13 protein-coding genes are annotated in these 12,564 nt (G+C 70.5%); 8 read left to right on the plus strand and 5 right to left on the minus strand.

Annotated elements, in window-relative coordinates; genetic code table 11:
• Positions 1-4: 4 nt before the first annotated feature.
• Positions 5-1,789, plus strand: a complete 1,785-nt coding sequence (gcl, locus tag AB0E07_RS22210) for a glyoxylate carboligase (protein WP_362254679.1) — start codon at positions 5-7, stop codon at positions 1,787-1,789.
• Positions 1,790-2,086: 297 nt separating this feature from the next.
• Here gcl and AB0E07_RS22215 read toward each other — a convergent pair whose 3' ends face one another.
• The 4 genes from AB0E07_RS22215 to AB0E07_RS22230 form a co-directional block, all read right to left on the minus strand.
• Positions 2,087-2,368 carry a hypothetical protein gene (locus tag AB0E07_RS22215; protein WP_362254682.1) on the minus strand — a complete coding sequence of 94 codons (282 nt, stop codon included), beginning with the start codon at positions 2,366-2,368 and terminating at the stop codon, positions 2,087-2,089.
• A 302-nt stretch (positions 2,369-2,670) separates the two neighbouring features.
• Positions 2,671-4,143, minus strand: a complete 1,473-nt coding sequence (locus AB0E07_RS22220) for a catalase (RefSeq protein ID WP_362254686.1) — start codon at positions 4,141-4,143, stop codon at positions 2,671-2,673.
• A gap of 189 nt (positions 4,144-4,332) precedes the next feature.
• Entirely contained in the window at positions 4,333-5,226 is an 894-nt protein-coding gene (locus AB0E07_RS22225) for a 2-hydroxy-3-oxopropionate reductase (RefSeq protein ID WP_362254689.1), read from the minus strand.
• 26 nt (positions 5,227-5,252) lie between these two features.
• Positions 5,253-6,074 (minus strand): TIM barrel protein, encoded by an 822-nt coding sequence (locus AB0E07_RS22230; protein WP_362254692.1) that lies wholly within the window; start codon positions 6,072-6,074, stop codon positions 5,253-5,255.
• A 135-nt stretch (positions 6,075-6,209) separates the two neighbouring features.
• On the opposite strand from AB0E07_RS22230, the gene AB0E07_RS22235 reads away from it, so the two are divergent.
• The 7 genes from AB0E07_RS22235 (at position 6,210) to AB0E07_RS22265 (ending at position 11,902) form a co-directional block, all read left to right on the plus strand.
• Complete coding sequence (locus AB0E07_RS22235; RefSeq protein WP_362254695.1) at positions 6,210-6,461, plus strand: hypothetical protein; 252 nt, start codon at positions 6,210-6,212, stop codon at positions 6,459-6,461.
• A gap of 44 nt (positions 6,462-6,505) precedes the next feature.
• Positions 6,506-6,817, plus strand: a complete 312-nt coding sequence (locus AB0E07_RS22240) for a helix-turn-helix domain-containing protein (RefSeq protein WP_362254965.1) — start codon at positions 6,506-6,508, stop codon at positions 6,815-6,817.
• Positions 6,818-6,936: 119 nt separating this feature from the next.
• Positions 6,937-7,446: a 2-oxo-4-hydroxy-4-carboxy-5-ureidoimidazoline decarboxylase gene (uraD, locus tag AB0E07_RS22245; RefSeq protein WP_362254698.1), complete on the plus strand. Its 510-nt coding sequence runs from the start codon at positions 6,937-6,939 to the stop codon at positions 7,444-7,446.
• Positions 7,447-7,450: 4 nt separating this feature from the next.
• On the plus strand, positions 7,451-7,855 hold the full coding sequence (gene uraH / locus AB0E07_RS22250; RefSeq protein WP_362254701.1) for a hydroxyisourate hydrolase: 405 nt from the start codon (positions 7,451-7,453) through the stop codon (positions 7,853-7,855).
• Positions 7,856-7,859: 4 nt separating this feature from the next.
• Positions 7,860-8,807, plus strand: a complete 948-nt coding sequence (pucL, locus tag AB0E07_RS22255) for a factor-independent urate hydroxylase (RefSeq protein WP_362254704.1) — start codon at positions 7,860-7,862, stop codon at positions 8,805-8,807.
• A 106-nt stretch (positions 8,808-8,913) separates the two neighbouring features.
• Entirely contained in the window at positions 8,914-10,293 is a 1,380-nt protein-coding gene (locus AB0E07_RS22260) for an 8-oxoguanine deaminase (RefSeq protein ID WP_362254707.1), read from the plus strand.
• 220 nt (positions 10,294-10,513) lie between these two features.
• On the plus strand, positions 10,514-11,902 hold the full coding sequence (locus AB0E07_RS22265; RefSeq protein ID WP_362254710.1) for a nucleobase:cation symporter-2 family protein: 1,389 nt from the start codon (positions 10,514-10,516) through the stop codon (positions 11,900-11,902).
• On the opposite strand, the gene AB0E07_RS22270 is transcribed toward AB0E07_RS22265, so the two are convergent.
• Positions 11,865-12,473 carry a 3'-5' exoribonuclease gene (locus AB0E07_RS22270; RefSeq protein ID WP_362254713.1) on the minus strand — a complete coding sequence of 203 codons (609 nt, stop codon included), beginning with the start codon at positions 12,471-12,473 and terminating at the stop codon, positions 11,865-11,867. The two genes, AB0E07_RS22265 and AB0E07_RS22270, sit on opposite strands and share 38 nt — an antisense overlap.
• Between the last annotated feature and the right edge of the window lie 91 nt (positions 12,474-12,564).

Consider the following 12,564-nt stretch of genomic DNA (forward strand, 5'->3'; position numbering starts at 1 on the left):
CTCGATGGCACGAATGACCGCTGCCCGCGCGGCAGTTGAGATCCTCAAGCGCGAGGGCGTCAGCAACGCGTTCGGTGTGCCGGGCGCGGCGATCAACCCGTTCTACGCGGCGCTCAAGGCCTCCGGCGAGATCCGGCACACCCTCGCCCGGCATGTCGAGGGCGCCTCGCACATGGCGGAGGGCTACACCCGGACCCACCCGGGCAACATCGGCGTCTGCATCGGCACTTCGGGACCGGCCGGCACCGACATGATCACCGGCCTGTACTCGGCCATCGGCGACTCCATTCCGATCCTCTGCATCACGGGCCAGGCCCCGACCGCCGTGATCCACAAGGAGGACTTCCAGGCCGTCGACATCGCCTCCATCGCCAAACCGGTGACCAAGATGGCGGTGACCGTCCTGGAGGCCGCGCAGGTCCCCGGCGTCTTCCAGCAGGCGTTCCACCTGATGCGCTCCGGTCGTCCCGGGCCGGTCCTCGTCGACCTGCCGATCGACGTCCAGCTCACCGAGATCGAGTTCGACCCGGAGACCTACGAGCCGCTGCCCGTCTACAAGCCGGCCGCCTCCCGCGCCCAGGTCGAGAAGGCCATCGGGATGCTGAACGCCGCCGAGCGGCCGCTGATCGTCGCGGGCGGCGGCGTCATCAACGCCGACGCCGCCGACCTGCTGGTCGAGTTCGCCGAGCTGACCGGCACCCCGGTGGTCCCCACCCTGATGGGCTGGGGCCTGCTGCCCGACGACCACGAGCTGAACGCCGGCATGGTGGGCCTGCAGACCTCGCACCGCTACGGCAACGCGACCTTCCTGGAGTCCGACTTCGTCCTCGGCATCGGCAACCGCTGGGCCAACCGCCACACCGGCAGGCTCGACGTCTACACGGCGGGCCGGACCTTCGTCCACGTGGACGTCGAACCGACCCAGATCGGCAAGATCTTCGCCCCCGACTACGGCATCGCCTCCGACGCCAAGGCGGCGCTGGAGCTGTTCGTCCAGGTCGCGAAGGAGCTGAAGGCGGCGGGCTCGCTGCCCGACCGTTCCGCGTGGGCGGCGTCCGCGCAGGAGAGGAAGGCCACCCTCCAGCGCCGCACGCACTTCGACGACATCCCGATCAAGCCGCAGCGCGTCTACGAGGAGATGAACAAGGCCTTCGGCCCGGAGACCCGGTACGTCTCCACCATCGGCCTCTCCCAGATCGCCGGCGCCCAGATGCTGCACGTGTTCCGGCCCCGGCACTGGATCAACTGCGGCCAGGCGGGCCCGCTCGGCTGGACCGTCCCGGCCGCCCTCGGCGTCGCCACGGCCGACCCCGAGTCGCCGGTCGTCGCCCTCTCCGGGGACTACGACTTCCAGTTCATGATCGAGGAACTGGCGGTCGGCGCGCAGCACCGCATCCCCTACGTCCATGTGCTGGTGAACAACGCCTACCTGGGCCTGATCCGCCAGGCGCAGCGGGCCTTCGACATCGACTTCCAGGTCAAGCTGGAGTTCGAGAACATCAACTCGCCCGAGCTGGGCGTCTACGGTGTCGACCACGTCAAGGTCGCCGAGGGCCTCGGCTGCAAGGCGATCCGGGTGACCGACCCCGCCGAGCTGGGGGCCGCCTTCGAGCAGGCCAAGAAGCTCGCCGCCGAGTACCGGGTGCCGGTCGTCGTCGAGGCGATCCTGGAGCGCGTCACCAACATCTCCATGTCGACCACCAACGACATCGGCAACGTCGTGGAGTTCGAGGAGCTGGCGACCGAGCCCGGCCACGCGCCCACCTCGATCAGGACGCTGAAGGTCTGACCCGGAGGACGGATCAGGGGCGGCCCATCCTCGGATGGGCCGCCCCTCTTCGTCGTCTCCGGTCCGAGGCCCGCCGCACACCCCCGCGTCGGCGGGCCTCGGACCGCCCCCGTCGTACCGGACCGCCCGGACACCCCTGACCGGAGTGCGGCCCGCCGGGGCCCGCCGCCCCCGTGCCGACGGGCCCCGTGTGACGAGGATGTGCCCACGCCCGGGGGGAGTTGAAGCCCCCGGGCGCGGGTTCAGAGCTTGATTTGAGGGTTGCGTAGCCGGTGTACGGACGCCGGCGTAGGTGGCTCAGGGCCCGTGGGTGCCGTGGGTGCCGTGGGTCCCGTGGGTCCCGTGGTGCTCGTGGTGTTCCGAGAGGCCGGGCCAGTCCTCGGGGCCGCCGCCCTGCCATTCGATCAGGTCGGTCCCCTCGACATCGGTGACGTAGAGGTCGGCCAGCCGGAGGAACTCGGCGACGTCGTCGAGGTGCGTGGCGATGCCCAGGGTCTCCTCGCCCGCGGTGACCCGCCGGGACCCGTCCAGGGCGGGGGAGTGGACCACGATGTGCGGGTGCTGCGTCGGTTGTGCCATGTCCCCAGGCTCCTGCGCGGGCGGCCGCGACGCGACCCGGACACGCGAACAGCGCCGGATACGGGACCGTCCGTATCCGGCGCTGCTCAGCCGGTGAGGCTGGGGGAACGTGTTGCCGGGACCGCGGCGGTCGCGACGGAGTCCGAACACCCCTTCCCTCAGGTCGAGAAGAGCCCCGGATCCTTCACCACCGCACTGGCTCGCACACCGCCGCGGTCCGCACCCCGTCCCGCGCCCCCGGTGCCGGCCGACCACCCCTCATCCGGGTCGTCCGGCGCCTCGGGCGCGGTCAGGGAGTTTTCCTAGTCCTCGCGCAGGGCGCGGACCGCCTCCTCCACGCGCCGGCCGTACTCCGGGTCGGCGGCGTGGAAGTGGGCGAGGTTCTTCTCGATCACGTCGTCCCGGGAGACCTGGGACAGGCCGCCGGCGATGTTCGCGACCAGCCGCGACCGCTCGTCCTCGGACATCAGCCGGTACAGCTCGCCGGCCTGGAAGAAGTCGTCGTCCTTGGTGTGGAGCGGGGCCGCGTGGGTGCCGGTGTGGCCGCTCACCGCGAGCGGCGCCGACAGCGGGCGGCCGGTCTCCACCGGGCCGTCGTAGGAGTTCGGCTCGTAGTTCTTCGCGTACCGGCCCTGGGAGCTGGCCGCCATCAGGCCGTCCCGGCCGTAGTTCCGCGCCGTCGTCGCCCTGGGGGCGTTCACCGCGAGCTGGGTGTGGTTGACACCCAGCCGGTAGCGGTGCGCGTCCGCGTAGGCGAAGAGCCGCCCCTGGAGCATCTTGTCGGGGGAGGGGCCGATGCCCGGAACGAAGTTGTTCGGGGAGAACGCGGCCTGCTCGACCTCGGCGAAGACGTTGTCGGGGTTGCGGTCCAGGACCAGGCGGCCCACGCGCCGGAGCGGGTGGTCCCGGTGCGGCCAGACCTTGGTCAGGTCGAAGGGGTTGAAGCGGTACTCCGCCGCCTCGGCCGCCGACATGATCTGCACGTACAGCGTCCAGGACGGGTTGACGCCCCGCTCGATCGCCTGGAGCAGGTCCGTCTGGTGCGAGTTCGGGTCCTGGCCGGCGATCTCGGCGGCCTGCTCGGAGGAGAGGCAGCGCACGCCCTGGTTGGTCTTGAAGTGGTACTTGACGAAGAAGCCCTCGCCGTCGGCGTTCGTCCACTGGTAGGTGTGCGAGCCGTAGCCGTTCATGTGGCGGTACGAGGCCGGGATGCCGCGGTCGCCCATCAGCCAGGTCACCTGGTGCGTGGCCTCGGGGGCGTGCGCCCAGAAGTCCCAGACGTTGTCCGGCTCCTGGCGGCCGGTGAACGGGTCGCGCTTCTGCGAGTGGATGAAGTCGGGGAACTTGATCGGGTCCTTGATGAAGAACACCGGGGTGTTGTTCCCGACGAGGTCGTAATTGCCCTCCTCCGTGTAGAACTTCACGGCGAAGCCGCGCGGGTCGCGGACCGCGTCCGCGCCGCCGAGGCTGTCGGCCACGGTGGAGAAGCGCAGGAACACCTCGGTGCGCCTGCCGACGGTGCTCAGGAAGTCGGCGTGGGTGAAGCCGGTGACGTCGTCGGTCACCTCGAAGTAGCCGTACGCGCCGGAACCGCGGGCGTGCACCACGCGCTCCGGGATGCGCTCACGGTTGAAGCGGGCGAGCTTCTCCAGGAGGTGCTGGTCCTGGAGGAGGAGCGGACCGCCGACGCCGGCGGAGGCGGAGTTCTGGTTGTCTGCGACCGGGGCGCCGGACTCCGTAGTGAGAGTTCGCGCCGAGAGCACGCGCTTCGACATCGTGGACCTTCCGTGCGGGTGTCAGCGGAAACCTGTTTCCGCTTTGCGGAGCCTAGGAGCGGGTGAACGCAGCGTCAACAGTTTGTTGAATGTGCTGGGTGCCCTGGGGAGTGGATTCCGGGCGGCGCCGCCGCTTGGGCGCGACAGGACAGGTGTCAGCGACGCCGCCGCCCGGAGCTGTGGGGACCGTCAGACCCGGTCGCCGGAGAGGCGCTCGACCGCGCGCAGCAGCGCGGAGTGGTCCAGGCCGCCGTCGCCCTGCGCGCGCAGGGAGGCGACGAGCTGGGCGACCACGGCGCCGACGGGCAGGGCCGCGCCGACGTTGCGGGCGGCGTCGGTCACGATGCCCATGTCCTTGTGGTGTAGGTCGATCCGGAAGCCCGGCTTGAAGTCGCGGTCCAGGAAGTTGTCCTTCTTCCGCGTCAGCACCGTCGAGCCCGCGAGGCCGCCGTTGAGGACGTCCAGCGCCGCCTCCAGGTCCACGCCGGACTTCTCCAGGAAGACCACGGCCTCGGCGCACGCCTGGATGTTGACGGCGACGATCAGCTGGTTGGCGGCCTTCACGGTCTGGCCCGAGCCGTGCGGACCACAGAGCACGATGGTCCTGCCGAGCGCCTCGAAGACGGGCTTCGCCTCGTCGAAGTCGGCCTGCTCGCCGCCCACCATGATGGAGAGCACGGCCTCGATCGCGCCGGCCTCGCCGCCGGAGACGGGGGCGTCCAGCACGCGGACGCCCCGGTCCCGGGCCGCCTTCGCGAGGTCCACGGAGGTCTGCGGGGTGATCGAGGACATGTCGATCAGGAGCGCGCCGGAGCGGGCGTGGGCGAGGATGCCGTCCGGGCCGTAGGCGATGGCCTCGACCTGCGGGGAGGCGGGCACCATCGTGACGATCACGTCGGCGTCCTTGACCGCCTCGGCGATCGAGCCGGCCGCGGTGCCCCCGGCGGCGGCCAGGCGGTCCAGCTTGTCCTGCTCCAGCGTGAAGCCGGTGACGTCGTAACCCGCCTTGATCAGGTTCTCGGACATGGGGGAGCCCATGATGCCGAGGCCTATCCAGGCGATCCGGGGAAGCGTGTTGCTCATGACGGTGGTGCCTTTCGGTCGGGAGGTCAGCGGGGAAGCCAGTCGAAGCTCTCGGCGCTCGGGCGGTCGCCCGGCTTGTACTCAAGGCCGACCCGGCCGTCGTAACCCGCCTTGTCCAGCTGGTCGAGGAGGTCTTCGAGGGGGAGGGTGCCGGTGCCCGGCGCGCCCCGGCCCGGACTGTCGGCGATCTGCACGTGCCCGGTCTTCGCGGCGTACGCCTCGATCACGGCCGGCAGGTCCTCGCCGTTCATGGCCAGGTGGTACAGGTCCATCAGGAACTTCGCGTTGCCCAGGCCGGTGGCCTCGTTGACCTTGTCGACGATGCCGAGCGCGGCGGGCGCCGACACCAGCGGGTAGTGCGGCGACTCGGGCGCGTTGAGCGCCTCGATCAGCAGCACCGCGCCGATCCGGTGGGCTGCGTGGGCGGCGAGGACCAGGTTCTCCAGCGCCAGCGCGTCCTGCTCGGCCGGGTCCACGCCCGCCACGCGGTTGCCGTACAGCGCGTTGAGCGCCCGGCAGTCCAGGGAGCGTGCGAAGTCGGCGGCCACCTCGATATTGGCGCGGAACCGCTCCGACTCCTCGCCCGGCACCGACAGGGCGCCGCGGTCCGGGCCCGGGAGCTGTCCGGCGTAGAAGTTCAGGCCGTTGAGTGCGACGCCCGCGTCGACGATCGCCTTCTTCAGGGCGTCGAGTTCGGACCGCTCGGGGGTCGGGGTGTCGATCCAGGGCCACCACAGCTCGACCGCGGTGAAGCCCGCCGCGGCGGCGGCCGCGGGGCGCTCCAGGAGCGGGAGTTCCGTGAAGAGGATCGACAGGTTGACGTTGAAGCGCTGCTCTGCGAATCCCATGTCGCCGGCGCTCCCTTCCGTGTCGAGATTCCGTATTGCGGAAGTTAGTTTCTGCGTATTGGAAGATTGCCGTCGGGTGTCCGGGCTTGTCAAGAGGGCTCGGCGGAAAGCGGTGGCGCGCGTTAGGTTGAGCGCGTGCGACTGAGAGTGGAATTCACGACCGAACCCTTCGATCTCGACGAGGCCCCCGCGCACGCGGTCGTCGCCCGTCAGGTCATCGAGGCGGCCGAGCTGGACGCGGTGGACGTCGGCCCGTTCGGCAACACCGCGGAGGGCGGCGCGGACGCCGTGCTCACCGCCGTGGACGCGCTGCTGCGCCGGACGCTGGAGTCCGGGGCCACCCGGGTCTCGCTGCAGGTCAATGTGATTGGGGAGGACGGGCGGTGAGCGAGGAGCCCTTCATCGCGGCGGTGAAGCCGCTGGTCGACGCCATGGGCGGCGAGATGGTCCCGCCCGACGAGGCCGGCCCGGAGGACGTGGTCCTCGCCTGGGAGGGCTCCGACGTCGTCGCCGTGCGCCTGCCGCAGCTCGCGGACTCCCTCGACCACATCCTGGCCGCCATGGAGCGCAAGCGCGGCAAGCCGCTGGCCGAACTGGACCGCAAGTCCAAGCAGGAGGTCGTACGGATATTGGAGGCGCGCGGCGCCTTCTCCGTGCGGCACGGGGTGGAGACCGTGGCCGGCGCCCTGGGTGTCAGCCGCTTCACCGTCTACAACTACCTGAACCGCGAGAAGGGGGTCTGACGGGCCCCCGGGGGCCCGCCGGGTTTCGTTACCCGGAATTTTCAACAAAGTGTTGACGTGGTGTTGCGGAGGGCGTTAGCTATCGGCAGCCCGTTCAGCACAAGGCCACGGAGGCTCCCGTGACGTCCACATCCACGCCGGGCCTGATCCGGTTCAACGCCCTGGAGCAGCCCGCGGCCCGCGCCGCGCTCCACGAGGCGTGCGCCTCCCGGACCTGGGGCGACCGGCTGCTCGCCGCCCGCCCGTACGCCACCACCGAGGACCTCTACGCCGCGAGCGACGCCGCCACGGCCGACCTGACCGCGGCGGACCTCGCCGAGGCGATGGCCGGCCACCCGCCGATCGGCCGCCCCAAGCCCGGCGACCCGACCTCGGCCCGCGAACAGCGCGGCATGGCCGGCGCCTCGGAGGAACTCAGGGCCGAGATGCTCGAACTGAACCTGGCCTACCAGGACCGGTTCGGCCATGTCTTCCTCATCTGCGCCACCGGCCGGACCGGCGAGCAGATGCGCGACGCGGTCAAGGAGCGGATCGGCAACTCGCCGGAGCAGGAACGCGAGACCGTCCGCACCGAGCTGGGCAAGATCAACCGGATCCGACTGGCCCGACTCGTCGAAGAGGACGCCTGACACCATGAGCACCAGCACCACCGCCTCCGTGTCCACGCACATCCTGGACACCTCCGTCGGCCGGCCCGCCGAGGACGTCGCCGTCCACCTCTCCGTCCGCGCCGGACGGGACGGGGACTGGCAGCCGCTCGGCGCCTCCGCCACCGACGCCGACGGCCGGTGCAAGGACCTCCCCGCCCTGCCGGAGGGGACCACCCACGTACGGCTCGACTTCGCCGTCGAGGCGTACTTCCTGAAGTCCGAGAAGAAGCAAGCCGATGCGCAGCAGGACGCCCCCGCGAACCGGGACAGCGGAACCGCGGTGTTCTTCCCCGAGGTGGCGATCACGTTCGCCGTCGTACCGGGCGAGCACTACCACGTACCGCTGCTGCTCAACCCGTTCGGCTACTCCGTTTACCGAGGGAGCTAGCTAGATGACCGACCATTCCCGCCCTGCTCGCCCCGTCGTCCTGGGACAGAACCAGTACGGCAAGGCCGAGAACCGGGTCGTGAAGATCACGCGGGACGGCGCCACCCACCACATCAAGGACCTGAACGTCTCGGTCGCCCTCTCCGGGCGGATGGACGAGGTCCACTACTCCGGCTCCAACGCCCATGTCCTGCCGACCGACACCACCAAGAACACGGTGTACGCGTTCGCCAAGGAGTACGGCATCGAGTCGGCCGAGCAGTTCGGCATCCACCTCGCCCGGCACTTCGTCACCTCGCAGGAGCCGATCGACACGGCCCGCATCCGCATCGAGGAGTACGCCTGGGAGCGGATCGAGGCGTCCGACGCCAACTCCCGCTTCATCGGCGCCGACGAGGTCAAGCACTCGTTCGTACGCCAGGGCCAGGAGGTCCGGGTCACCCAGATCACCTACGACGGCACCTCCTGGGAGGTCATCTCCGGTCTGAAGGACCTGGTGGTGATGAACTCGACCAACTCCGAATTCTGGGGCTACGTCAAGGACAAGTACACGACCCTGAAGGAGGCCTACGACCGCATCCTGGCGACGCAGGTCTCCGGCCGCTGGCGGTTCAACTGGACCGACGACGAACAGAAGATGCCCCACTGGGAGAAGTCCTACGAGCAGGCCAGGAAGCACATGCTCCAGGCCTTCGCCGAGACCTACTCGCTCTCCCTCCAGCAGACGCTGTACCAGATGGGCGCGCGCATCATCAACAACCGCAGCGAGATCGACGAGGTCCGTTTCTCCCTCCCGAACAAGCACCACTTCCTGGTGGACCTGGAGCCGTTCGGGCTGAAGAACGACAACGAGGTGTACTTCGCCGCCGACCGCCCCTACGGCCTGATCGAGGCCACCGTCCTGCGCGACGGCTGCGAGGCGCGGATCCCGGTGGACCTCACCAACCTCTAGCAACTCCATCTCGGCACCCGCGGCCGGGTCCTGTGCACCCGGCCGCGGCACTCAAATCCCCCGGGGTCCTGCCGTGCCCTCTCCACAACAGCGCAAAGGACGAACCATGGCAGCAGACCGGCGCATCGTCATCGACAACTGTGCGATCGCGACCGTGGACGCCCACGACACCGAGTACGCCTCCGGCCACGTGGTGCTCAACGGCAACCGCGTCGAGGCGATCGGCGCGGGACGGGCCCCCGAGGACCTGACGGACGTCGTACGGCGCATCGACGCCACCGGGCACCTGGTCACCCCCGGACTGGTCAACACCCACCACCACTTCTACCAGTGGATCACCCGGGGCCTGGCCACCGACCACAACCTCTTCAACTGGCTGGTCGCGCTGTACCCGACCTGGGCGCGCATCGACGAGCCGATGACCTACGCGGCCGCGCAGGGCTCCCTCGCCATGATGGCCCGCGGCGGTGTCACCACCGCCATGGACCACCACTACGTCTTCCCGCGCGGCTCCGGCGACCTGTCCGGCTCCATCATCCGCGCCGCCCGCGAGACCGGCGTCCGCTTCACCCTCGCCCGCGGCTCCATGGACCGCAGCGAGAAGGACGGCGGACTGCCCCCGGACTTCGCCGTCGAGACCCTGGACGGCGCGCTCGCCGCGACCGAGGCCACCGTCAAGGAGCACCACGACGCCTCCTTCGACGCGATGACCCAGGTCGCCGTCGCACCCTGCTCGCCCTTCTCCGTCTCCACCGAACTCCTGCGCCAGGGCGCCGAACTGGCCCGCCGGCTCGGCGTGCGGCTGCACACCCACGGCTCGGAGACGGTCGAGGAGGAGAAGTTCTGCCACGAGCTGTTCGGCATGGGCCCCACCGACTACTTCGAGTCCACCGGCTGGCTCGGCGAGGACGTGTGGATGGCGCACTGCGTCCACATGAACGACTCCGACATCGCCGCCTTCGCCCGTACGAAGACCGGCGTCGCGCACTGCCCGTCCTCCAACGCCCGCCTGGCCGCGGGCATCGCCCGGGTCCCGGACATGCTCGCCGCGGGCGTCCCGGTCGGCCTCGGTGTCGACGGCACGGCCTCCAACGAGTCCGGCGAACTCCACACCGAACTGCGCAACGCCCTGCTCGTCAACCGCCTCGGCGCCCACCGCGAGGCCGCCCTGAACGCCCGTCAGGCGCTGCGCCTGGGCACCTACGGCGGTGCCCAAGTACTCGGCCGCGCCGCCGAGATCGGCTCGCTGGAGCCGGGCAAGCTCGCCGACCTGGTGCTGTGGAAGCTCGACACGCTGGCCCACGCCTCGATCGCCGACCCGGTCACCGCACTCGTCTTCGGCGCCGCGGCCCCGGTCACCGCGTCCTTCGTCAACGGCGAGCAGATCGTGGAGGACAGCCGACTGCTCACCGTCGACGAGGACGCCATCGCCCGCTCCACCCGGGAGCAGGCCCAGCGGCTGGCGCGGATCGCCGCCCAGGGCTGAGCAGTTGAAGATCTCCGGCTGAGGGGGACGGCCCTCGGCCGGTGGCCGTGGACCCGAGCGGGGCCCACGGCGGCCGGTTCCGGGGCGCGCGTGGACGCGCGCGCCCCGGATCGGTCACCGTCCCCCACCCCTGCTGGAAACGGTCCCGCACGACCGCGAGCACCACCTCCTAGAAACCCACGTCAGAGCCGACGTGTTACCCGCCCGGAGGAGAGCCGCCGTGTCCGCTCACCCAGTCGACGAGAAACTCCCCGCCCTGAAGATGGCGACCACCGGCCTTCAGCACGTGGCCGCCATGTACGCCGGAGTCGTCGCCCCGCCCCTGATCGTCGGCGCCGCCATCGGCCTGTCCGGCACCGAACTGACCTTCCTCACCGGCGCCTGTCTGTTCACCGCCGGACTCGCCACCTTCCTCCAGACGCTCGGCATCTGGAAGATCGGCGCCCGACTGCCCTTCGTCAACGGCGTCACCTTCGCCGGCGTCGCCCCCATGACCGCCATCGTCGCCTCCACCGACGACAAGTCCGACGCCCTGCCCGTCATCTTCGGGGCGGTGATCGTCGCCGGTCTGCTCGGCTTCCTCGCGGCCCCGTTCTTCAGCAAGATGGTCCGCTTCTTCCCGCCGGTGGTCACCGGCACCGTGATCACCCTGATCGGCGTCTCGCTGCTGCCCGTGGCCTTCGGCTGGGCCCAGGGCCCCAACCCCGGCGCGGACGACTACGGTTCGGGCACCTACCTCGGCCTCGCCGCCGTCACCCTGCTGCTGGTCCTGCTGCTGCGCCGCTTCACCCGCGGCTTCGTCAAGCAGATCGCGGTGCTGCTGGGCCTCGTCGGCGGCACCCTGATCGCGATCCCGTTCGGCGTCACGGACTTCGCGCCGGTCGCCGAGGCCGATGTGATCGGCTTCCCGACCCCGTTCCACTTCGGCGCACCGCAGTTCCAGGTCGCGGCGATCATCTCGATGATCGTGGTGATGATCGTCTCGATGACCGAGTCGACCGCCGACATGCTGGCGCTGGGCGAGATCGTCGACCGCCCGGCCGACGAGCGGACCATCGCGGCCGGCCTGCGCGCCGACACCCTCGGCTCCGCACTCAGCCCCCTCTTCAACGGCTTCATGTGCAGCGCCTTCGCCCAGAACATCGGCCTGGTGGCGATGACGAAGATCCGCAGCCGCTACGTCGTGGCGACCGGCGGCGGCTTCCTGGTCCTGATGGGCCTGTGTCCGATGGCCGCCTCACTGATCGCGGTCGTCCCGCGCCCGGTGCTCGGCGGCGCGGGCGTGGTCCTGTTCGGTTCGGTCGCGGCCAGCGGCATCCAGACCCTGGTCCGGGCGGGCCTGGAGAAGGACAACAACGTCCTGATCGTGGCCGTGTCCCTCGCGGTCGGCATCGTCCCGATCACCGCGCCGGAGTTCTACCACGCCTTCCCGGAGACCGCGCGGATCATCCTCGACTCCGGCATATCCACCGGCTGCGTGGCCGCCGTCCTGCTCAACCTCGCCTTCAACCACCTGGGCCGCGGCGGCGACGCCGAGGACGTCACCCACCCCATGGAGGCGGGCGAGGAACTCAGTCACTCGACCCGGCCGGCCCCGGCCACGCCATGAGGTTGGCGAACAGCTCCGCCTGCTCGATCGCGTCGTCGAGGGCATGGTGCGTGTGCCGGCGCCCGGAGAGCAGCTCGCGCGGCATCCTGCCCTTCGCGACGGCCCGCAGCGGCAGCCCCGCCTTGGTGGCGTAGAGGGTCTTCATGTCCAGGCACCCGGAATGCCCGAACGGGCTCGACCCCGTGAACCGGATCAGGTACCAGTACAGAAAGGTCCAGTCGTACGACGCCGGGTAGCCGCACATCACGGGCTGCGCGTCCTCCCCGGCCGCGGTACGCACCCACCGGCCGAACTCCGCGAGGGCGACCGCCGGATCCCTTCCCTCCACGCCGAGGCGCTCCCGGTCCAGTCCGCTGACCGCGAGCGCCTCCGGCACGAAATCGGCGCTGATCGGCCGGAGTTCACGGTAGAAGGTGCGGCGCTCGGGATCCTCGGCGACGAACCCGTCCCCGTCCTGCCGCCCGGCGACCGCGGCCCCCAGACTGAGCATGGAGTACGGCCCCGGGATGGGCCCGTCGGCCTCGATGTCGACGGAGATGTAGAGGCTGGGCTTGATGCGTCTCGCTGCCATGGGAGCCGAGCCTCGCAGGGGCGGGGCCGAACCCGCACCCGGTTTTCGACCCACGCCGACCGGGGCCCGCCCGTCAGCCACGGGGCCGGAG

This window comes from Streptomyces sp. NPDC048002 (genome assembly GCF_040653275.1).
In the GTDB taxonomy this organism is placed as follows: Bacteria; Actinomycetota; Actinomycetes; order Streptomycetales; family Streptomycetaceae; genus Streptomyces.

Bases quoted from the DNA above. Each gene is read 5' to 3' on its own strand.
- gcl (WP_362254679.1), top strand. From the start codon at position 5: ATGGCACGAATGACCGCTGCCCGCGCGGCAGTTGAGATCCTCAAGCGC.
- AB0E07_RS22215 (WP_362254682.1), bottom strand. From the start codon at position 2,368: ATGGCACAACCGACGCAGCACCCGCACATCGTGGTCCACTCCCCCGCC.
- AB0E07_RS22220 (WP_362254686.1), bottom strand. From the start codon at position 4,143: ATGTCGAAGCGCGTGCTCTCGGCGCGAACTCTCACTACGGAGTCCGGC.
- AB0E07_RS22225 (WP_362254689.1), bottom strand. From the start codon at position 5,226: ATGAGCAACACGCTTCCCCGGATCGCCTGGATAGGCCTCGGCATCATG.
- AB0E07_RS22230 (WP_362254692.1), bottom strand. From the start codon at position 6,074: ATGGGATTCGCAGAGCAGCGCTTCAACGTCAACCTGTCGATCCTCTTC.
- AB0E07_RS22240 (WP_362254965.1), top strand. From the start codon at position 6,506: ATGGGCGGCGAGATGGTCCCGCCCGACGAGGCCGGCCCGGAGGACGTG.
- uraH (WP_362254701.1), top strand. From the start codon at position 7,451: ATGAGCACCAGCACCACCGCCTCCGTGTCCACGCACATCCTGGACACC.
- pucL (WP_362254704.1), top strand. From the start codon at position 7,860: ATGACCGACCATTCCCGCCCTGCTCGCCCCGTCGTCCTGGGACAGAAC.
- AB0E07_RS22260 (WP_362254707.1), top strand. From the start codon at position 8,914: ATGGCAGCAGACCGGCGCATCGTCATCGACAACTGTGCGATCGCGACC.
- AB0E07_RS22270 (WP_362254713.1), bottom strand. From the start codon at position 12,473: ATGGCAGCGAGACGCATCAAGCCCAGCCTCTACATCTCCGTCGACATC.